18 protein-coding genes and 1 tRNA gene are annotated in these 19,368 nt (G+C 40.4%); 7 read left to right on the top strand and 12 right to left on the bottom strand.

What is annotated here, in order from left to right; translation table 11 throughout:
* Positions 1 to 74 precede the first annotated feature (74 nt).
* Positions 75 to 803 carry a lysophospholipid acyltransferase family protein gene (locus tag ESV85_RS07620; protein ID WP_317130776.1) on the top strand — a complete coding sequence of 243 codons (729 nt, stop codon included), beginning with the start codon at positions 75 to 77 and terminating at the stop codon, positions 801 to 803.
* On the opposite strand, the gene ESV85_RS07625 is transcribed toward ESV85_RS07620, so the two are convergent.
* The 8 genes from ESV85_RS07625 to ESV85_RS07660 all read right to left on the bottom strand — a co-directional run bounded on the left by ESV85_RS07625 (position 790) and on the right by ESV85_RS07660 (position 9,312).
* Positions 790 to 1,446, bottom strand: coding sequence for a hypothetical protein (locus ESV85_RS07625; RefSeq protein WP_146916295.1), 657 nt, complete (start codon positions 1,444 to 1,446; stop codon positions 790 to 792). The two genes, ESV85_RS07620 and ESV85_RS07625, sit on opposite strands and share 14 nt — an antisense overlap.
* 192 nt (positions 1,447 to 1,638) lie before the next feature.
* A complete protein-coding gene (locus ESV85_RS07630; protein WP_146916297.1) occupies positions 1,639 to 3,006 on the bottom strand; it encodes a pyridoxal-phosphate dependent enzyme in 1,368 nt (455 codons plus the stop codon).
* 364 nt (positions 3,007 to 3,370) lie between these two features.
* Positions 3,371 to 5,011 carry a putative ABC exporter domain-containing protein gene (locus ESV85_RS07635; protein WP_146916298.1) on the bottom strand — a complete coding sequence of 547 codons (1,641 nt, stop codon included), beginning with the start codon at positions 5,009 to 5,011 and terminating at the stop codon, positions 3,371 to 3,373.
* Entirely contained in the window at positions 5,004 to 5,720 is a 717-nt protein-coding gene (locus tag ESV85_RS07640) for an ABC transporter ATP-binding protein (RefSeq protein ID WP_146916300.1), read from the bottom strand. The genes ESV85_RS07635 and ESV85_RS07640 overlap by 8 nt, the downstream gene beginning before the upstream one ends.
* A gap of 62 nt (positions 5,721 to 5,782) precedes the next feature.
* A complete protein-coding gene (locus ESV85_RS07645) occupies positions 5,783 to 6,709 on the bottom strand; it encodes an aspartate carbamoyltransferase catalytic subunit (RefSeq protein WP_146916302.1) in 927 nt (308 codons plus the stop codon).
* A 2-nt stretch (positions 6,710 to 6,711) separates the two neighbouring features.
* On the bottom strand, positions 6,712 to 7,260 hold the full coding sequence (pyrR, locus tag ESV85_RS07650) for a bifunctional pyr operon transcriptional regulator/uracil phosphoribosyltransferase PyrR (RefSeq protein WP_092901464.1): 549 nt from the start codon (positions 7,258 to 7,260) through the stop codon (positions 6,712 to 6,714).
* 34 nt (positions 7,261 to 7,294) lie between these two features.
* A complete protein-coding gene (locus ESV85_RS07655) occupies positions 7,295 to 8,917 on the bottom strand; it encodes a transcriptional regulator (RefSeq protein ID WP_146916304.1) in 1,623 nt (540 codons plus the stop codon).
* Positions 8,914 to 9,312 carry an EVE domain-containing protein gene (locus ESV85_RS07660; protein WP_146916305.1) on the bottom strand — a complete coding sequence of 133 codons (399 nt, stop codon included), beginning with the start codon at positions 9,310 to 9,312 and terminating at the stop codon, positions 8,914 to 8,916. The genes ESV85_RS07655 and ESV85_RS07660 overlap by 4 nt, the downstream gene beginning before the upstream one ends.
* Positions 9,313 to 9,586: 274 nt before the next feature.
* On the opposite strand from ESV85_RS07660, the gene ESV85_RS07665 reads away from it, so the two are divergent.
* Both ESV85_RS07665 and ESV85_RS07670 read left to right on the top strand, forming a co-directional pair.
* A complete protein-coding gene (locus ESV85_RS07665) occupies positions 9,587 to 11,245 on the top strand; it encodes a DNA polymerase/3'-5' exonuclease PolX (protein WP_146916648.1) in 1,659 nt (552 codons plus the stop codon).
* 170 nt (positions 11,246 to 11,415) lie between these two features.
* A complete protein-coding gene (locus ESV85_RS07670) occupies positions 11,416 to 11,703 on the top strand; it encodes a hypothetical protein (protein WP_146916307.1) in 288 nt (95 codons plus the stop codon).
* Positions 11,704 to 11,886: 183 nt separating this feature from the next.
* On the opposite strand, the gene ESV85_RS07675 is transcribed toward ESV85_RS07670, so the two are convergent.
* The 4 genes from ESV85_RS07675 to ESV85_RS07690 all read right to left on the bottom strand — a co-directional run bounded on the left by ESV85_RS07675 (position 11,887) and on the right by ESV85_RS07690 (position 16,189).
* The gene (locus tag ESV85_RS07675; protein WP_146916309.1) at positions 11,887 to 14,412 is read right to left on the bottom strand and encodes an ATP-dependent Clp protease ATP-binding subunit; all 2,526 of its coding nucleotides are present in this window, start codon (positions 14,410 to 14,412) and stop codon (positions 11,887 to 11,889) included.
* A gap of 81 nt (positions 14,413 to 14,493) precedes the next feature.
* The gene (locus tag ESV85_RS07680; RefSeq protein WP_146916311.1) at positions 14,494 to 15,120 is read right to left on the bottom strand and encodes a WbqC family protein; all 627 of its coding nucleotides are present in this window, start codon (positions 15,118 to 15,120) and stop codon (positions 14,494 to 14,496) included.
* Between the two features lies 1 nt (position 15,121).
* Positions 15,122 to 15,751, bottom strand: coding sequence for an L-threonylcarbamoyladenylate synthase (locus ESV85_RS07685; RefSeq protein WP_146916312.1), 630 nt, complete (start codon positions 15,749 to 15,751; stop codon positions 15,122 to 15,124).
* Positions 15,752 to 15,754: 3 nt separating this feature from the next.
* The gene (locus ESV85_RS07690) at positions 15,755 to 16,189 is read right to left on the bottom strand and encodes a (deoxy)nucleoside triphosphate pyrophosphohydrolase (protein ID WP_146916314.1); all 435 of its coding nucleotides are present in this window, start codon (positions 16,187 to 16,189) and stop codon (positions 15,755 to 15,757) included.
* 86 nt (positions 16,190 to 16,275) lie between these two features.
* Between ESV85_RS07690 and mltG the strand changes: the two genes are divergently transcribed.
* The 4 genes from mltG to ESV85_RS07710 all read left to right on the top strand — a co-directional run bounded on the left by mltG (position 16,276) and on the right by ESV85_RS07710 (position 19,083).
* Entirely contained in the window at positions 16,276 to 17,319 is a 1,044-nt protein-coding gene (gene mltG / locus ESV85_RS07695) for an endolytic transglycosylase MltG (RefSeq protein ID WP_146916316.1), read from the top strand.
* 2 nt (positions 17,320 to 17,321) lie between these two features.
* On the top strand, positions 17,322 to 17,738 hold the full coding sequence (locus ESV85_RS07700) for an acyl-CoA thioesterase (protein WP_146916318.1): 417 nt from the start codon (positions 17,322 to 17,324) through the stop codon (positions 17,736 to 17,738).
* Between the two features lie 4 nt (positions 17,739 to 17,742).
* Positions 17,743 to 18,726 (top strand): YihY/virulence factor BrkB family protein, encoded by a 984-nt coding sequence (locus ESV85_RS07705; RefSeq protein ID WP_146916650.1) that lies wholly within the window; start codon positions 17,743 to 17,745, stop codon positions 18,724 to 18,726.
* Between the two features lie 272 nt (positions 18,727 to 18,998).
* Positions 18,999 to 19,083, top strand: a tRNA-Ser gene (locus ESV85_RS07710).
* The last annotated feature ends 285 nt before the right edge of the window (positions 19,084 to 19,368 follow it).

Below are 19,368 nucleotides of genomic sequence, written 5' to 3' on the forward strand. Positions count from 1 at the left end.
CTCCGAACGCTCGGAGGCTCTTGCAAGCAAAGAGTGAAGATTATATTTATACCCAAAATTACCAATTCTCTCGAATGATAAAAGTCATCCAAGTAATATTTACCACTTACTCTATTATTGTCTTCTTCACACTGCTCCTGATCCTTGGTGTTTTTATCGTAATTCCCGTAAGTATCAGTCCTGCTGGAGGAAAAATCTCTTTTCTCTTGATTCGGATTTGGGCAAGAACCTGGTCTTTTCTATCCGGAATCCGATACGAATTTCATGGACGAGAGCTCATCGATCGAACACAGCCCTATATCTTTATATTTAACCACCGCTCATTTTTAGATGCAGCCATAATTCCCCTAGCCATTCCTCAGCAAGTACGGGCTTTGGGAAAAAAGGAATTATCAAAAATTCCATTTTTCGGATGGGTAGTGGGAAAAGTCGCTATCTGGGTAGATAGAACAGATACCGAATCTAGAAGAAAAAGTATAGCTCAATTGGTGTCCTTTCTGAATAAGGGAATCTCTGCAGTAGTAGCACCTGAAGGAACAAGAAATGATAGCGAAGCGCCCCTATTACCTTTCAAATCCGGCGCATTTCGTCTTGCTGTAGAAACAGGAATTCCTATACTTCCTATCGCCGTGATCGGAGCCGACAGTATCATGAAGAAGGGATCACTATTGATCAGTCCTGGCAAAGTCAAAATCACTTTCTCCAAACCAATTACTTCTCCAGCTCCATCCGAAACCGCCGTTAGCGAGCTTTCTGAAAAATGTAGATCACGGCTTGAAGCCATGATTCTTACACATGAATAATGTTATCCTTTGGCTCTTCGTCAATGGCATCTATTGTTAGCTCTTCAAAAAGAATATAAACAGCCAAATAGGTCATTGGAATCGTGATAAATAACCCAACAATCAAACAAAGAAATCCGATAATATTGAGTGCGATAAGTGCCAAGGCAAATAAGAAGAACTTCAACCAATTGGTATGAACCAGCCTACGGCTAAGTTCCATAGAAGTCCAGAAATCAAATCCTCCAAAAATCACAAACAGTAAGCTAAACATATAGCCTACGAGTAGGTATATCCCTGGAATAATCAGGAGGATAATCCCGCCAACGATGAAAATGGAACTGATCAAATTCGTAGAAATAAGATTCCACCAATACTTAAATCCATCAAAGAAATTCTGAAAATCAAGGTATTCATTTTGACTTTGACGGTTAGCGACCAAATAAAAACCACAAACTAATGGTGGTGCTAAAAAGATGGAATATAGAAAAGTAAAATCAGCAAGATAAACGGTAAAGGCAGCCTGAATCGCCCCAATCAATACCATATAACCTACATGAAACAAAGCCCGGGATTTGAACATTTCCCAGGCTTTTGTAAGTATTTCCTTAATATTAAAATCTACTCCCGAATCAATGATCCGTTGAATTTTATCTTGATTCATTTTTAATTATATAATTATCCGCAAGGATGCCAATCACCTTCTCTTCTTTGATTTAGCGGACGGAAGACCGAAGACAGGTGACCGAAGAAGCCTCAGAGCTATAGGAGAGGCTTCTCCGGTCTTCGGTCTCCCGTCTTCCTGCCTACTAAACCAAGAAAATTATGGTTATTGGCAGCAGAGAGATGAATAATATTACTTAGTAAAAGCTTCTAAAATATCATGCTTGGTGATGATGTGAATTTTATTCTGCACATCGCGTACAAGTACTGCTTTTTCTTTTTCAACCATAGAAGAAAGTACGTCCAGCGTACTATCCAGCGCAACAAAATGCATGGAATCTTCCATTACATCAGCTACTAAAGCATCTTTCAAGGCTGGGTTGTCGATGATTCTGGCAAGTAATTTATTGTCAGTCAAGCATCCTACCACTTCGCCATTTTCCATCACTGGAATCTGGGAAACGCTAGTCTTGTTCATCAATCCAATTGCATCCTTTACTGAGTCAGTTTTCAGCGTAGAAACCAAAGTATATGCTCCATTTCGTTGTGCAATGATATCACGTGCAGTGGAGAAAGTCTTATCCTCCAAGAAACCGTGGTTTCTCATCCACTCATCATTGTAGACTTTACCTAAATAGCGAGTCCCGTGATCTGGAAGAATAATCACCATCTGGTCACCTTCTTTCAAATTATCTTTCGCCCATTCCAAAGCTCCGTGCACAGCCGATCCACATGACCAACCTACAAATAAACCTTCTTCCTTGGCCAATCTGCGAGTCATTACCGCAGAATCTTTATCAGTTACTTTGACGAAATGATCGATCATATCGAAGTTCACATTCTTTGGAAGAATGTCTTCGCCTATTCCTTCAGTCAGGTATGGGTAAACTTCTTTCTCGTCAAAAATACCAGTTTCCTTATATTTCTTAAAAACTGAACCATAGGTATCTATACCTACTGTCACCACATTTGGATTCTGCTCTTTCAGATACATTGCCGTACCGCACATAGACCCGCCTGTTCCTACTCCGGCTGCGTAATGCGTGATTTTGCCTTCTGTATCATTCCAAATCTCAGGGCCAGTCGTCTCATAGTGAGCAGCAGTATTGGATAGGTTATCGTATTGATTTGGATAAAAGGAATTAGGAATATCCTGATTCAATTTCTTCGCAATAGAATAATAGGACCTAGGATCGTCAGGTGAAACGTTTGTAGGACAAACGATCACCTCTGCCCCTACTGCCTTTAGAATATCGATTTTCTCCTTAGACTGCTTATCGGCCATAGTAAAAATACACTTGTAGCCTTTCGCAATAGCCGCAAGCGCCAGGCCCATTCCAGTATTTCCAGATGTCCCTTCGATGAGCGTTCCTCCTGGTTTCAGCAAACCCGCTTTCTCGGCATCCTCTACCATTTTGATCGCCATACGATCTTTCATGGAGTTACCAGGATTGAAATATTCCACTTTCACCAGCACATCACCTTTGATATGTTGCGCAAGCTTATTTAGTCTGATCATCGGGGTATTTCCGATGGTTTCGATTATTGAGTTATAGATCATAGTCGGTTACATTTGGAATTCAAAATTACAGGAATTTTCTTGGTGAAGCGATTACGAAGAAGTTAAAACAGAATAAAATTCGGTTGATCGATTTCAAAACCGAAAACTAATAAATACTTATACGAGCGACTACAAGTAACCAAAGTCAACTTGTTTCACCTCGACTATGCTCGGTGTCCGTTAAATTGAAATCTAAAGGAGGGGAGGGAGATTGCGGGTCTGCCGCAATCTCCCTCCTCTCCTACTACACGTAAATCCGGTGGCCGAGCGCAGCCGAGGCCTTTTACAAAATAATCAAAAGCCGATAATCGTAATTCCTGATTTTATGTAATCTTGGGACTGACCACTCTGTACTGAGATCCTTTTAAATCTCCTTGAATTCCAAACGCTTCAACACATCCAAGGTCACATGCATCAAGATGGCTGCCACGAAAAACATCCCAAAGGTTCCTCCAAACAGCGCCCAGACGAATTGCTTGGAAACTATAAATGCGACAATACTGAAAGCAAATGCCGGAACAAATCCAAAAAGCACTATTCCGCCAATCATAAAGGGCTTGATCAATTTTCGATCCCAGCCTTCATCTAAGGCTATTTGAGGAATAATATTGATCCCAAAACCTATCAAATAAACTTCTATAGTTGCGAATAAAAAGAGAGGCACTATAAACCAGTTTAACCCAGCTATCAGTACAGAAGGAACGATCAATGCGACGCAAAACAAGGAAATCTGAAGAATGTCCAGCTTAATCATGTTCCAGAACTTAGCAGCCCATGTAGCGGGCACAAGGATGAAAAATGGCTTTTTCAGGTCTCCTACATTTGCTCTACCTATTCCGGCAAAGAAATATAGAAACAACATAATCAGCAGATAGCCATACAAGAAGTAGTGCGAAAACCATTCGAATAAGGAAAGTACAGCGAGCACAATTCCTATTCCTACCATGATCAGAGAATACAACCCAAACAGCGGATGAAAATCCTGCCGAGAACTGTGTACGTAATTTCTCCAATAAAAAGCCTTTGCCCCTGTTCCAAAGTCTGGAAGCGCAAGTTTCTTTTTAGTATTCAAGCTGTACGAACTTTCGCCAACTTGCTTTTTGCCTTTTACTTTCTCAAGCTTTTCTTCATTTGACTTCGTCGCCTCCAGCACATCTTCATAATAATATCCAGCAAAGCGAATGACCAATTTCAGAATCACAAAATAAGAGACCCCATAAAGCAAAATAAAACCGATCGAAATTATCGCGTTCCCATGAACAAGAAAGCTCGCAATTCCACGGCTCCAACCTACAAGTGGGAAGAAATCAAACCAAGGGGAAGTGATCCATGCAAACATTCCTTGCCAGAATTTCTCCGCCATCAGCCCTGGAATAACGATAATGCCTACGAGCAAAACTGCCAAAACGATCACTCCAGTGCGGATGTATTCCATCACATCATACTTGGTGTTCAGCGTGTAAACAAGGAATTTGATGGGAGAAACAATAAAAAAGAACAAGGCAAAAGCCAGTATTAGGAATATGAAATTCGCAACAGTCATCTCAAAAGTGTCTATTGCTTGACTAGCCCCGTAAATTACAAAGATGATAGCACCTCCCAAGGACGGCAAAATCGATCTGGCCATATAGTAAATCAGGATATTCTCCGGCTTGACTGGCGCTGTAAAAAGCAGGTTGACATCTGCCATTTTGAAAAAGCTGACATTCTTTTTCGTGGCGCTAAAAAGCTGGTAAATGAGAAGTCCCAAAGCCAGAATAGTCACTCCGCCGATTATATTTTGCATCGCAAAATTCACTTCAGGAAGACCATTAAGGTCCAACTCAGGCATTTCTTGCGCAGGAGCATCATCGCCTCTGCCCTTGAGACGCAGGTAATACATAAAAAATATATAGGCCAAAATCCCAGCATAAGGCAAAAGCCGAAGTGGATTTCTGAGAATTAACTTGATATTATTAATCAGGATGAAAATATCCTTCCTGAATAGCAGTCGGATTTCATTCATCTTTGGTCATTTCTAAAAATAAGTCTTCTAGCGAAGTACCTTCTTCCTGCACAAATTGCCGCTTCAGATTAGCTACGGTGTCATTGCCTACAATATTCCCATCTTTCAAAATCATGATACGGTCTGCAATAGACTCTACACTATCAATCAGGTGAGTACTGACCAGTATTGTCTTTCCTGCTTCCTTCAATTGCTTAAAAATCTTCTTGGTGTTCTTGATTGCCTTTGGATCTAAGCCTATCATTGGCTCGTCAAAAAATAACACTTGAGGATCAGGAAGAAGCGCAAAGCAAATCGACACTTTTTGGCGCATGCCTTTAGATAAATCACGGCCAAGTTTATCCCTTTTATCAGCTAACTCAAATAACTCCAAATACTCATCGGCTTTCTCCCTCCACTCCTTTACTCCATAAGCCTGAGCTACAAACTGCATATGCTCCTGCACAGTGAGCAAATCATAGACATAAGGTGTCTCGGGAATATAACTGAAAAGCCTCTTGGCCTCCACACTCAAATGATCGTATCCGCCCAAGGTAATCTCTCCGGAGGTTTTGCGAAGTAAACCTACAATACACTTCATCGTCGTACTTTTTCCAGCCCCATTTGGCCCAAGCAGCCCAACTACCTCTCCTCCCTGAAGTTCGAAAGATATATCGTTGACAGCATTCTGCTTGCCGTAGGTTTTTACCAGATTGGTTACGCTTAACATAAAAGTGAATTTGAGATTTAATGCAAAAAATTTGAAATCTCAAATCTGAAATTTCAAATTAATTACCCTTTTGATCCTGCAAGTAAATAGAGTACAGCCATTCTTACAGCCACTCCGTTTTGTACTTGCTCTAGAATAATAGAATGTTCTGAATCCGCCACATCTGAGCTCAATTCAACGCCGCGGTTGATCGGTCCTGGATGCATGATTACGATTTCTTTATCCAACTGACTCAATAGTTTTTTATTGATGCCGTAATAAAGTGAATATTCGCGCAAACTTGGGAAATATTTGATCTGCTGTCTTTCCAGCTGAATTCTCAGGACATTAGCCACATCACACCATTGAAGCGCCTTTTTCACATCCAATTCTACTTTCACACCAAGACTGGCAATGTATTTAGGCAGCAGTGTAATCGGTCCACAGACCATCACTTCTGCTCCTAGCTTTTGCAGACAAAAAATATTAGAAAGTGCTACTCTTGAATGAAGAATATCACCGATGATGGCGACCTTTTTCCCAGCTACATCTCCTAGTTTTTCCTTGATAGAGAAAGCATCAAGTAGTGCTTGAGTCGGATGCTCATGCGTACCATCTCCAGCATTGATAATGTTTGCATTTACGTTTCGGGAAAGAAAATGAGGTGCTCCAGGACTAGAATGTCTCATCACCACCATATCCACTTTCATGGAAAGTATATTATTCACAGTATCTACCAGCGTTTCTCCTTTTTTCACCGAGCTATTTGATGAGGAGAAATTCACTACATCTGCAGAAAGTCTCTTTTCCGCAAGTTCAAAAGAAAGTCTGGTTCGGGTGGAATTTTCAAAAAACACATTGGCAATCGTGATATCACGGAGAGATGGCACCTTTTTGATCGGGCGATTAATCACTTCTTTGAAATTAGCCGCCGTGTCTAGAATAAGCTGGATATCTTCCTCCGTGAGGTTTTTGATTCCAAGTAAGTGTTTCGTACTGAGTTGCGACATGGTTAAGCTTTATCTTTCTCTGTGATCCAAATTGCGTCTTTTTCACTCCCCTTCTCTGCCCATTCCACGAGCACATATTGGCTCTCCAAGGTATGGACGCGAATACCATAATAATCTGGCATGATGGGATAATCCCGGGTGAGCTTGCGGTCTACCAGGACCATAAGCTCAACTTTCTGCGGTCTGCCAAAAGCAATCATCGCATCCATTGCTGCTCGAACTGATCTGCCTTTATACAGCACATCATCGACAAGGATCACTTTTTTGCCTTCTACGAGAAAGTTGATTTTGGTTTCATTTGCTTTGAGGGGGAAATCTCTCCTGCGAAAATCATCTCGGTGAAATGTAGCATCGAGATATCCTGAAGGAACTTTCACTCCAGAAATTTCTTCTAGAAGCTTTACGATTTTATCCAACAAGATCGGACCCCTAGGCTGCAAACCCAGAAGTACGGTATTGTCAAAATCATCGTGATTTTCGATCAGTTGATGACAGAAGCGTCTGAGTATGATCTCAATCTGTCCTTCGTCTAAGACAAGCCTTTTTTGCATGGGGTAGATTTGCGGGTAAATATAAAAATAAAATCTAGTCCGGGAGTTGTTCTGGCTGATACAAATCCCCATCAACCACTATTTTGGTAAGAAAGTAAACCTCTCTGACTTGATCACCGCCCGACTCATTCATGTATCGGATGCGCTGTGTACCTGAAAGCAGGAAGTATCTATCGTACCAATGTATCAATCGTAAGCTTTCCAGATTTGTATCTCGAATACGTTCATTTTCATCAATTAAGGCCAATTCAAATTCCTGATTCTCAAAGATCTTTTCGCCATTTCTGAAAAAACTCAGCTTTATAAGCTGATCCTCTACAAACATGTGATACAAATCCTCACCCACAACGGCTACTTCGCCAAATGCTTCTGGGTACGTAGTAACCATTTCATTATATGAAGTCGCATTGTCCCACAGTACCTGTCCAGTCTTTGCCACTTTTACAAAGTGAGCGGAAATATATCTGTATTCAGGAATAGTCTGATAACTACTGGACATGGGAAATCTGCTCGCTAAATAGGGATCATTTAAAATAGTGGTCCCCATTCTACTCCATCGATCATATCGGTAACCTCCTGTGGGTGAATACATCCCATTTTGATACCCAGATCTACTACTAGTCACCGTAAACTGGTCAAAATAGATGAAGTAAGCATTTGGGGTTTGTCGTATATCTCGAATAGAATAAAGACTATTAATACCCGGAATTCGCTTTCTATCTAGTTCCCTTTGCACTTCAGCATCTCTCTTACCTTTCAGTTTTTCATTGAGGTAATTATAAAAATTGGGGAAATCTTCGAGTGTGTATAACTTGAAGTCAAACTCGCCAAATTCATTAATATCCATGATGTACATTCCTTGGTATGAATTTCTACGCTCCAGGCCATAAGCACCTATCATTGCCTCTTGGTAATTGCTTGTAGAAAGTAAAATCCCATCCATAATCTCCTGTCCGGGATCTGCGAACTGATCTACTTTCACTTCCTGAATCACATTCCCAATCATATCATAGGTATTGATCAGCAAGTCTCGGTTTCTATAGGAACCCTTCCTGCTCAATACTACTTCCAGCGAATTAGTCTCAGGCATTTTACGGATTTGAAGAATTTGCGTATCATTTCCATATATCCCCTGCAGCGTGTGAACACTTTTTGACATCAAATCATGGATCTGTAATACGGGTCTGCTATCAGAAGTCCCCATGAAAATGGCTTTTTGATCCTGAACTAGAAACTCTACGAGCTCCATATCCAATACATTATCTACCTCAAACTCCACTCCTTTTTTAGTCTTCAAATTCATTTGAAGGATGTACTTTGACGAATTCACAGCGTAGCCCTTTGTGAAAAGAACAAACAACTGATTCGATTCAGTATCATAACCCAACATATCATATCCCTCTTTGACAGGAAATTCCACTAGTCCTTCCGTAGAATTCAAGGAAGAGTCTGAGATAAAATATTGAAATCTCTTCCTAAAATTCAGTCCCTTCTCTGAAATAGTACGAAAAGATATCAAACCTGCTTTAGAGTCAATCATCTCAAACAAAGGGTCATTCATCTCAGATGCTACTTCATAGCGCTCAATGAATTTAAGCTGCGCAAAAGACTGCTGCCCGAGGATGAAAAGGAAAAAGATTAGTAGTGATTTTTTCATGAACCCATTTTAAGAAGTAAGTCAAATTCTTCTTTCCCGACTGGCAAAACTGACAATCTGGACTGCTTCAGCATAGGCAAGTCGGAAAGCCTATCCTCAGCTTTAATTGCAGCCAATGAAACTGGTCTTTTCAACTGGCTTTTTACTTTCAATTTTATAGTCACCCAAGCTTCATCCGTTGGATCAGGAAACTGTTCCTGGCTTACTTCGGCGATTCCAACAATTGCTTTTTCCTTACCACTATGATAAAAATATACCAAGTCACCCAGCTGCATTTCACGAAGAAAGTTCCGAGCTTGATAATTTCTCACACCATCCCAGACATCTTCTTTTTTCGCAACGAAATCATCCCAGGAATACGATCCTGGCTCAGACTTGACCATCCAGTACTTCATGCAATCGTTATTGGTTAAAAGTTAAAAAGACATTGATTTGATAAAGCCAAATACATTCTCGTTTCAATAACGTAAGAAATGAGAATGAATACTACTCCATTCCAGTGCTTTGCACCGCTAAGCTTATGGAAAATCAAATTTCAATTTTAAGTTAAGGCATAGCCCCTTAAATTGAAACATTATTTCAAGACATTTGTCTGAATACATTCACTCAACCCGAGAAATTTTGGATCACAAGACTCTTCTGAAAAAAATTAAGCTCAGCATTCAGCTGATGGAACTTCACGACGAAAACCCGTTCAAAATCCGCAGTTATCAAAGCGCCTTGATTTCCTTAGAGCGCGGAGATCAAGACATTATGGGATTGAGCGAGGCAGAACTTGCGAAGATTCAAGGAGTGGGAAAGAGTATGGTGGATGCTATCCAACAGCTGAAAGAAACTGATACCTTCCCTTTTCTTGATGAGTTATTAGCCAAAACTCCCGAGGGAATTTTGGAAGTTCTACAGATCAAAGGTTTGGGACCGAAGAAGGTGAAGATGCTTTGGGAAGAACTTGGTATTACCTCCACGCATGAATTGATGGAAGCATGTCAATCCGGCAAAGTGGCCAAAATCAAAGGTTTCGGAGAAAAAACCCAGAACACGATCATCGAGAATCTAGAATTCAAAGCGTCTAACTCTGGCAAGTGGCTCTATGCAGACATAGAGGAAATGATCAGCCAACTGAAAGAGACTTTCCAAATAATGGCTCCAGAAGCCGATTTAGCAGTTGTCGGTGATTTCGCTAGACAACTAGAAATCATTACGGAAGCCGAGTTCCTTATCGCCTCAGATGAGTTAGCTACCGTCAAATCCAAGATCAAAGCAATGGATTCAATCGAGTGGATTTTACTGGAATCTGGCCCAAGAACTTTAAGAGGGAAATTGAAGGAAATAGACCTTCGAGTGAGTATTCACTTTTGTGCTAAGGATGATTTCCTTTGGAAAAAGCTTTCTCTAATCGCCTCACCACTTCATCTGGAAGCTATGGTAGATGAGAAGGAAAGTGTGGCAAAAAAGCTTCAGAAAAAGGATTTCTCCAGTGAAGAGGAGTTTTTCAGCATCAATAATCTACAATTTATCCCAGCAGAAATGCGTGAAGGTTTTGGAGAAGTAGCGCTGGCCAAAGAGAACAAAATACCTGAATTGCTCACCGAAAAAGACCTGAAGGGAATTCTTCATAATCACTCTACCTATAGCGATGGCAAGCATAGTCTGAGACAAATGGCAGAGTATTGCAAAGAGCTCGGTTATGAATACTTGGGGATTTCCGATCACAGCAAAACAGCTTTTTATGCTGGAGGATTGACGGAAGATCAAATTTTAAAACAACATCAGGAAATCGATGCGCTAAATACCGAAATGGCTCCTTTTCGGATTTTCAAAGGAATAGAAAGCGATATTCTTACTGATGGAAAACTGGATTATGCAGACGATGTTCTGGCAAGTTTTGACTTTATCGTCGCTTCCGTGCACTCCATACTAAATATGGATATTAAGCGAGCCACTACTCGATTAATCACGGCGATTGAGAATCCATACACCACCATTCTAGGTCATCCTACCGGAAGGTTACTTCTTCGCCGTCAGGGATATCCCATCGATCACAAAGCGATCATAGATGCCTGTGCGGCAAATAATGTAGTGATAGAAATCAATTCAAATCCTTGGAGACTAGATCTGGACTGGAGATGGGTTCACTATGCTATGGAGCAAGGGGTAATGCTTTCCATCAATCCAGATGCACATGCGATGGAGGGTTATGCCGACATGAAATATGGCGTACTCGTTGGAAGAAAAGGCGGATTGACTAAAGAAATGACTCTGAATGCTATGTCAGGTGAAGAAATAAGAACTTACTTCAATACAAGACTGGAAAAAGTAAAAGGATAACGCAGGTACCGCTGGACATAGGAAGTCTTGTATCTTTGCGCACTCAATCAAGAATATAAACAGATGAAATCGTGCATGACTCAGGGATCACAAACTGGGATGATTACTATACATGCGAGATTCCTCCCGATAACTATCGGGATGGCCGTTAAAAAACCAATTATAAACAGATGAAATGGACTGACCATTCAGATAAGACACTCTTGCAACGTTCCTTTTTATTTGGAATCACAGGAATTGTGCTTTGTATACTTTCACTTTTGAATACTTATTTCCAAGTGCTTGCTGCTCCTATGGGACCGATGAATGGTGTAGGTATGGCCTTGCAATTAGTCGGCTTGAGCCTGGCGGTTCTGGTAATCCGTAAGCGGAAATTAACCTCTGAAATCAAGGAGAAGGCTAAAAAGATGATTTTAGTGCTAGCTGTAGGCTTACTGTTTTTCATTTTGACTTTGTGATTTTACAAAGAAGCCTTTCCCATCACATTCTACTCTAAAAGAGTAGCTGTTTAGCCTTTATTTGGGTAAGAAATAAAATTATGTTCTCCGCGCAAACCTCTGCGTCTTCTTTGGCGAAATTATCCAAAAAAAAGCCCTAAACTCATCGTTCAGGGCTTTCAATTTATTAAGTTCAGCTAAGTATTAATCAGCCTTTTCTTTCTTCTTTACAGCGATGGTCAACTCTGTACCTTCACCTAGATAATCAGCGGAGATCACATCCCCTTCAGATAGGTCACCTTTCAAAATCTCCTCAGCAATTGCATCTTCCAAGTATTTCTGGATAGCTCTGTTTAGAGGTCTTGCTCCATATTGCTGATCATAACCTTTCTCAGCCAAGAATTCCTTCGCTTTTTCAGTCAATTCGATCTTGTATCCTAGATCCGTGATTCTTGCAAACAACTTACCTAAGCTGATATCAATAATTTTATAGATATGCTCTCTGGTCAGTGAGTTGAATACAACCACATCATCCAATCTATTCAAGAATTCTGGGCTAAATGCCTTTTTCAATGCAGATTGAATAGTTGACTTCATCACTTCATCCATATTGTCAGATTTGGTCTGACTGGCAAAGCCAATTCCTGCACCAAAATCTTTCAAGTCACGAACTCCAATATTGGAAGTCATGATGATGATCGTATTTCTGAAATCCACTTTTCTACCCAAACCATCCGTCAAGACACCATCATCCAATACTTGTAATAGAATATTGAAAACATCAGGGTGAGCTTTTTCTATCTCATCAAGTAAGACTACAGAATATGGTTTTCTTCTGACTTTCTCTGTCAACTGTCCACCTTCTTCATAGCCAACATAGCCCGGAGGCGCTCCTACCAATCTTGATACGGAGAATTTCTCCATATACTCCGACATGTCAATTCTGATCAAAGAATCATCTTTGTCGAAAAGATAAGTGGCGAGCATCTTAGCCAATTCAGTCTTTCCAACACCCGTAGGTCCTAGGAAGATAAAGGAGCCAATCGGCTTCTTAGGATCTTTCAATCCCACTCTAGTTCTTTGAATTGCCTTAGTAAGCTTCTTAATCGCTTCATCCTGACCAATCACTTTACCAGAAAGATCCAATCCCATATTCAAAAGCTTCGCACCTTCTTTCTGAGCAACCCTTTTGGCAGGAATTCCAGTCATCATAGCAATCACTTCTGCCACATGTTCTTCATCTACGGTAAATCTCTTAGACTTACTTTCTTCCTCCCACTTGTTTTTGGCTACTTCAAGTTGCTCTAGCAATTTTTTCTCCTTGTCTCTCAACTGAGCAGCTTCCTCATATTTCTGAGATTTCACCACTCGGTTTTTCTCAGATTTTATATCTTCTACCTCACCCTCAAGTTTCAGAATTTCTTCTGGTACATGAATATTTTTGATATGGACTCTAGCTCCTGCCTCATCCAAGATATCTATTGCTTTATCAGGAAGAAATCTATCGGAAATATATCTATCGGAAAGCTTCACACAAGCGATGATAGCCTCATCTGTATAATTTACATTATGGTGATCTTCGTACTTGTCTTTGATATTGTTCAATATCTGTATGGTCTCTTCTGGAGTAGTGGCATCCACCATCACCATTTGGAAACGACGTGCTAAAGCACCATCCTTCTCTATATACTGACGATATTCATCAAGAGTAGTAGCTCCGATACATTGGATTTCTCCACGCGCCAAAGCAGGTTTGAACATATTAGATGCATCCAGGGAACCTGAAGCACCACCTGCTCCAACTATGGTATGAAGCTCATCGATGAAAAGAATCACATTTGGAGATTTCTCCAGCTCGTTCATCACGGCCTTCATTCTCTCTTCAAACTGACCTCTATATTTGGTCCCAGCTACTAGTGAAGCAAGGTCCAACGTCACTACGCGCTTATTGAAAAGAACGCGAGAAACTTTCTTCTGAATAATTCTAAGGGCTAAACCTTCGGCGATAGCTGTCTTACCTACACCTGGTTCACCGATCAAAATCGGATTGTTTTTCTTTCGTCTGGAAAGAATTTGTGCTACACGTTCGATTTCCTTCTCACGACCAATGATCGGATCTAGCTTATCGTCCTCAGCCATTTTAGTCAAATCCCGACCAAAATTATCCAAAACCGGAGTTCTTGACTTCTCAGCACCAGGCTTAGAAGCACCAGAACCACTTCCCGTAGAACCGAAAAGCTTGGAACCGTCATCATCGCCATCTTCAGCCTCTGCTTTTGAGCGAGGAGGAGTATCGGATGACATTTCCAGCATCTCTTTTACAGAATCGTAATTGATTTCAAATTTGTTAAGTATCTGAGTAGCTATATTGTCTTCATCTCTCAAGATGGAAAGAAGCAAATGCTCCGTACCAATCAATTGACTTTTGAATATTTTAGCCTCCAAATACGTGATTTTCAACACCTTCTCTGACTGTCTGGTCAGAGGGATATTTGCCATATTCTTTACGTTGTGATTTGCGGTGCCTTTTACAGCGCGTTCTATCGCATTGCGCAACTCGTCCATTGGCACTCCCAATTTCTTAAGAATGGAAACAGCAACACCTTCTCCCTCGCGAATCATCCCTAGCAAGAGGTGCTCTGTGCCAATGTAATCATGTCCCAGGCGAAGAGCTTCTTCGCGGCTAAGAGAGATCACCTCTTTGACTCTGTTCGAAAATTTTGCTTCCATTGAATTCCTATCTGATTGTTTAATAATCCTGTACGTATGTTACCGAATTTGTTTTAAAAACACAATCCTTTTGCGGATTGTTCACTGTTTTTTTACAGACTTTAAGATTATGCTTTTAGAAGCAGGTCCCTCGCAAAATAACAAATCCAGAATGCTGAGGCTAGGATCAAAGTCTAAGCCAAAAAGTTGGAAATAAGACTCGGGCTGATAGTAATTCCTCTCCGAAAAAGGCACTGAGGACACCAATTCACCTCTTATGTCCTTCGCCCAAGTTTGATCCTGACCTTTTTCATGTATACCCATCTTGACAGATGACCCCAAAAGCTTGAGACAGATTGTCAGCATTTCCCAGTTCAAAGCCCATAAACTTTCATGGTTCTGCTGAAAGCTCTTTTCAAAATACGGGAAATAATACTCGTAAAATGGTGCTTTCCCATATGCACTTTGAATACTACGCAAGTGAATATTCACCCAATTTTGAGAATTATCTATCTTAATATCTTCTTGCGAAAGTCTTGGCCTTCTGCCTTGAATAGGCACACTTAACGTCCCAACTTTATTTGCCAGACGAATCTGAGTACGATTGAAAAAGGATTGTCTTTGGTAAATTTCCTCTGGAAAAAACACCAATTCCTCCGCTTCAGCAATCGCTGCAAAAAACTCAAGGTTGGGAAAATAGTGCAAATCCACTGCAATGCTCTTTGTCATTCTAATCTAAATCTTCCAGTTTTCCCCGGCCTTCTCTAATTACCTCCACATCTTCTCCAGTGCAGTCTAATACTGTAGAACCGATATTTTGACCATATCCTCCGTCAATTACTATATCCACGAGGTGCTGATATTTTTCGAAAATTAATTCTGGATCGGTGCTGTATTCTATCACTTCATCTTCATCATTGATGGATGTGGTGAGAATAGGATGCCCCAATTCTTCCACTAGCATCCGTGGCACATTATGATCGGGAACTCTGATCCCTATCGTTTTCTTTTTGCTGTGCAATATCTTAGGCACCTGATTGCTCGCTTCCAAAATAAATGTAAATGGACCTGGAAGGCCTTTTTTCATCATTTTGAAAACTGACTTACTGATCATCTTGGTGAATTGAGAAATGTTACTCAAATCAGCGCAAATAATGGAGAAATTATGCTTTTTAGGATTAATGCCCTTGATTTTACAAATGCGCTCTACAGCACGCATGTTCATAATATCACAGCCCATACCATAAACTGTATCTGTAGGATAAATCACCACGCCTCCATCACGAAGCGTAGCAGCAATTTGTCTGATCTTATCCGGATCAGGATTTTCTTCATATAATCGAATCAATTCAGCAGCCATATCTTAATTTTCTCTAAAGTAATCAACTAGTTGTTCCTGAATATTGTTCCAATTCTCAAATAAGTCCTCCACTATCGGGATGTCCGCCTGAGCCCAATTCAAAGATTTTAATTCTTCTTTAGCTAGCCACTTTACCTCTTTGTGTTCAAATAATTTCAGCTCTCCGCTTTCCCAAAAACTGAGAAAAGGAATTAATCGAATCACTTTCACATCGGAATAAGCATGCTCATTGGGCCTCAAAGAGCCAACTATACTAATAGAAATCGCTAATTCTTCCTTGATTTCACGGATAAGGCAAGCTTCAGGGCTTTCTCCTTTCTCAATTTTCCCGCCAGGAAATTCCCATAGGCCTGGAAGTTGCATTGACTCAGATCGCTGAGCACAAAGCACCTTTTGGTCCAAAAAGATAAGGGCGCAGGTGACTGAAACTAATTCCATTAAAAACGTTTTTGCATAGAAAGGTATAATTACATTGCCTCAAGCACAAACTCCAACTTAGATTTTTCCCTATTTTTGCCCTCTGTATGCTAAGCGAAAAAAGAAAAAACATCTACCTCGTCCTAGTTATCGCCTTCTCGGTGATGGCTATCTCTCTGAGTTTCTATTTCTATCAGATTTTATTCAGCCCCAATGCGCTGATTGATTCCAATCAGAACTACATGCTGAAGATCGGAAGTAACGACACGTACAAGACTGTTGCCAATCGACTATATGACGACCACGTCGTGAATGATTTGGTGAGCTTTAGTTTTCTTGCCAAAGTATTGGGATATCAAGACAATGTAAAACCAGGGCTATACACTGTGGCTCCTAAGATGACCAACCTGGAATTGATCAGAGTGCTTAGGTCTGGTAAGCAAAGCCCAATCCGTGTGACATTTAATAATGTGCGTACGAAGGAAGACTTGGCAGAGAAGATTACGGCAAACATGGAGATTTCGGAAGAACAATTTCTACACTTGATTCAAGACTCTGTGTACATCAGAAAGTACAATTTTAACGAAGAGACTATCATGAGCATGTTTGTTCCAAACACTTATGAACTGTGGTGGAACACTAGCGCAGAAGCACTTTTCGACAGAATGTACAAGGAATATGAGAGCTTTTGGACAGATGAACGCAAGCAGAAAGCAAGCACAATGGGTCTAAACCAAACGGAGGTAAGCACCCTCGCGAGTATAGTACAAGCAGAAAGTCAAAAATCTGATGAGCGATCTAGAATCGCAGGAGTTTATCTCAACAGACTTAAATTGGGGATGCCACTTCAAGCTGATCCAACCTTAGTTTTCGCTCTTGGAGATTTCGAAATAAAAAGAGTATTGAACGTCCACAAAGAAACCGACAGCCCATATAACACTTACATGTATGCTGGTCTACCTCCTGGACCTATTAACCTTCCAGACATCAACTCTTTGGACGCTGTACTGAATGCGGAAGATCACAGCTATTTATACTTCTGTGCCAAAGAGGACTTCTCGGGCTATCATTCTTTTGCCAGCACATTAGCGCAGCATAATGCCAACGCTAGAAGATATCAGGCTGCACTTAACGCTGCGAAGATCTATTAATTATGTACAAAGCCGAAACCCAAATTCGAGTTAGATACGCTGAGACTGACCAGATGAGTTATGTCTATTATGGCAACTATGCGATGTATTTCGAAGTAGCAAGAGTGGAAGCGATGCGAAGTATTGGGTTTTCATATAAGGAAATGGAAAACGAGGGAGTGATGATGCCAGTACTGGAAAGTCATTTTCGCTATATAAAACCAGGCAAATATGACGAACTTCTTACTGTCAAAACCACTATTCCCACACTGCCTGGCGTACGAATTCGATTTGAATACCAAGTTTTCAATGAACAGGAAGAATTGATCACTGAAGGATGGACAATACTTACTTTCCTCAAAAAAGAGAGTCACCGTCCGACTAGACCTCCACAGAATTTGTTAGCTTTATTGAAAGGGTATTTTCAAGAAGCAGGATAAAGTGATCAAAACAAAAATCCTTAGGTTAGAAGTCCAGTTACTTTGGCAGGCTAGAAAGCTCAAAAAAATTCATTTCGGAGATCCTGATAAAAACATCTACGATGTAGGGAGAATATTTTTGATTCAGCTGCAAAAGGATGACATTATTGAGCGAGCAGGATCAATGGCATTCAGTTTTACGATTGCCCTTTTTCCGCTAATCCTTTTTCTATTGAACCTTATCCCCTATCTGCAGGATATATTCCCCTACATCACTACTCAGAATATATTATCCTTTATTCAAGAAATTCTTCCTGAAGAGGTATTTAGCCAATCGGAGAACACCATTATGGACATTGTCTCTAAGCCGAGGCAAAGTATGCTTTCTTTGGGCTTTTTCTTTGCTTTGTTTGCATCCACTCAGGGAGTAATGTCCATGATGAACTCTTTCAATTCAGTATATCAGACCAAGGATAATCGAGGATTTCTTCAAAGTAGGGGCATCGCTGTAAGTATTGTGATGATTCTGGCGTTCACAGTGATCACTGCAAGCATAGTGATGATTGTAGGAGGCGTTCTCATCAGAAGACTTGATGAGATGCAGGTATTCAATTCTGGTTTTATGATTTTCTTATTTTCCAGTCTAAAATTCCTAATCCTGTTGCTGATGTTCTACATCACGACAGCCTTTATTTTCCGATTTGCCCCGGCAGTTCATGACAAGTGGAATTTCTTTTCCACAGGAGCCAAATTAGCTGGACTTTTGATCACGTTTGGATTCTATGGATTTTCATTTTATCTGAACAATTTCGCCAGCTACAATAAACTTTATGGTTCGATCGGAACGTTGATAGCTCTGATGCTATGGCTGTTGATCACCTCCATTATAGTTATTGTATGCTTTGAAGTAAATGTGAGCCTGGATCTGGTAGATGAAAAGAAAAAGCGGGCAGGAAGCACAGAAATTGAGGAATTGGTAAGTGAGAAAAAGAAAGCAATGACAGAATAAGCTTTTCTTTCTTAGCGATGTTGTACGCTATTCCAATCCGACAAGATGGTTCATATAGATAAGCTAAGACCTCCTTACTTACTACACGTTAGAAGAAGTATATCTCTAGAAAGCTAACAATTCATTGAAAAAGGCTATTAAACCAGAATAATTTAAAAATTAATCCCTAAGCAATCAGAAGGTTAGCAGAAAAAGACAAAATGTATTTTGCAAAAGTTTACAATTATCCTACTTTTGCAATCCTAATCGGGCACAAAACCTGATGACGACCTAGAGGAATGGCAGAGCGGTCGAATGCGGCGGTCTTGAAAACCGTTGTACCGTGAGGTACCGGGGGTTCGAATCCCTCTTCCTCTGCATAGCGCTAAAGTTTAACGACTTTAGCGCTTTTTTTATGCCTAATTTTCAATCATTAGCGGTAATATCTATTAAGAGAAAATCATTTCAACAAAAAATTATAAGCCAAAGAGCTAGCAGAACTTCATTTTTAAAGCTGAAGTATCCTTTTACATGCCATTAGTCGTCGAAAAATCAATAGAAGCATTTACACTTAATCTTCCTGAACTATTTCTGATGTCAAAACTATTCCTTTTTTTATTCACTTACCCTCAAAAGGGATATTCTGCTCACCGCACTAGAGAA

This window comes from Algoriphagus aquimarinus (assembly GCF_007997215.1).
Taxonomy (GTDB): domain Bacteria; phylum Bacteroidota; class Bacteroidia; order Cytophagales; family Cyclobacteriaceae; genus Algoriphagus; species Algoriphagus aquimarinus_A.

Excerpts from the sequence above, each read along its gene's own strand:
- ESV85_RS07690 (WP_146916314.1), bottom strand. The coding sequence starts at position 16,189 with ATGGAATTAGTTTCAGTCACCTGCGCCCTTATCTTTTTGGACCAAAAG.
- pyrR (WP_092901464.1), bottom strand. The coding sequence starts at position 7,260 with ATGCAAAAAAGGCTTGTCTTAGACGAAGGACAGATTGAGATCATACTC.
- ESV85_RS07620 (WP_317130776.1), top strand. The coding sequence starts at position 75 with ATGATAAAAGTCATCCAAGTAATATTTACCACTTACTCTATTATTGTC.
- ESV85_RS07665 (WP_146916648.1), top strand. The coding sequence starts at position 9,587 with ATGGAACTTCACGACGAAAACCCGTTCAAAATCCGCAGTTATCAAAGC.
- ESV85_RS07680 (WP_146916311.1), bottom strand. The coding sequence starts at position 15,120 with ATGACAAAGAGCATTGCAGTGGATTTGCACTATTTTCCCAACCTTGAG.
- ESV85_RS07655 (WP_146916304.1), bottom strand. The coding sequence starts at position 8,917 with ATGAAAAAATCACTACTAATCTTTTTCCTTTTCATCCTCGGGCAGCAG.
- ESV85_RS07640 (WP_146916300.1), bottom strand. The coding sequence starts at position 5,720 with ATGTTAAGCGTAACCAATCTGGTAAAAACCTACGGCAAGCAGAATGCT.
- ESV85_RS07645 (WP_146916302.1), bottom strand. The coding sequence starts at position 6,709 with ATGTCGCAACTCAGTACGAAACACTTACTTGGAATCAAAAACCTCACG.
- ESV85_RS07625 (WP_146916295.1), bottom strand. The coding sequence starts at position 1,446 with ATGAATCAAGATAAAATTCAACGGATCATTGATTCGGGAGTAGATTTT.
- ESV85_RS07675 (WP_146916309.1), bottom strand. The coding sequence starts at position 14,412 with ATGGAAGCAAAATTTTCGAACAGAGTCAAAGAGGTGATCTCTCTTAGC.
- ESV85_RS07630 (WP_146916297.1), bottom strand. The coding sequence starts at position 3,006 with ATGATCTATAACTCAATAATCGAAACCATCGGAAATACCCCGATGATC.
- ESV85_RS07660 (WP_146916305.1), bottom strand. The coding sequence starts at position 9,312 with ATGAAGTACTGGATGGTCAAGTCTGAGCCAGGATCGTATTCCTGGGAT.
- ESV85_RS07700 (WP_146916318.1), top strand. The coding sequence starts at position 17,322 with ATGTACAAAGCCGAAACCCAAATTCGAGTTAGATACGCTGAGACTGAC.
- ESV85_RS07635 (WP_146916298.1), bottom strand. The coding sequence starts at position 5,011 with ATGAATGAAATCCGACTGCTATTCAGGAAGGATATTTTCATCCTGATT.
- ESV85_RS07670 (WP_146916307.1), top strand. The coding sequence starts at position 11,416 with ATGAAATGGACTGACCATTCAGATAAGACACTCTTGCAACGTTCCTTT.
- mltG (WP_146916316.1), top strand. The coding sequence starts at position 16,276 with ATGCTAAGCGAAAAAAGAAAAAACATCTACCTCGTCCTAGTTATCGCC.
- ESV85_RS07685 (WP_146916312.1), bottom strand. The coding sequence starts at position 15,751 with ATGGCTGCTGAATTGATTCGATTATATGAAGAAAATCCTGATCCGGAT.